Origin of the sequence: Tritonibacter sp. SIMBA_163 (genome assembly GCF_046535935.1) — a bacterium.
In the GTDB taxonomy this organism is placed as follows: Bacteria; Pseudomonadota; Alphaproteobacteria; order Rhodobacterales; family Rhodobacteraceae; genus Epibacterium; species Epibacterium scottomollicae.
Genome location: NZ_JAWJBP010000752.1, coordinates 1 through 258, shown reverse-complemented (window position 1 = coordinate 258; position 258 = coordinate 1). Strand labels below are relative to the sequence as shown.

Genomic DNA, 258 nt, shown 5'->3' with positions numbered 1-258 from the left:
GGCATGCTGATCGGCGGCACGATGTTGGTCTTCCTGCCGTTCGTCAGTGCGCCCGTCATGGCTGTGTTCATGGTGTCCTTGGGCTATGCGATATGCACTCCGGTGCTGCCGCTTCTCAATGCCTGTGTGAGCGAATTGTGCCCGCCGAAGCAAATTTCCGGGGTACTCGGGGTGTTCCTGTCGCTCATGGCGTTCGGTGGTTTCATCGCGCCGTACATGATGGGACGCATCGTCGATGCGGCCGGCGACGGTGGTGAC

1 protein-coding gene is annotated in these 258 nt (G+C 60.9%); it reads left to right on the top strand.

Features of this window, described 5'->3' with window-relative positions; all coding sequences use genetic code 11:
* Nucleotides 1-258, top strand: a 258-nt coding sequence (locus R0J92_RS24330) for a hypothetical protein (RefSeq protein WP_411053572.1), incomplete at both ends; no start/stop codon positions are given.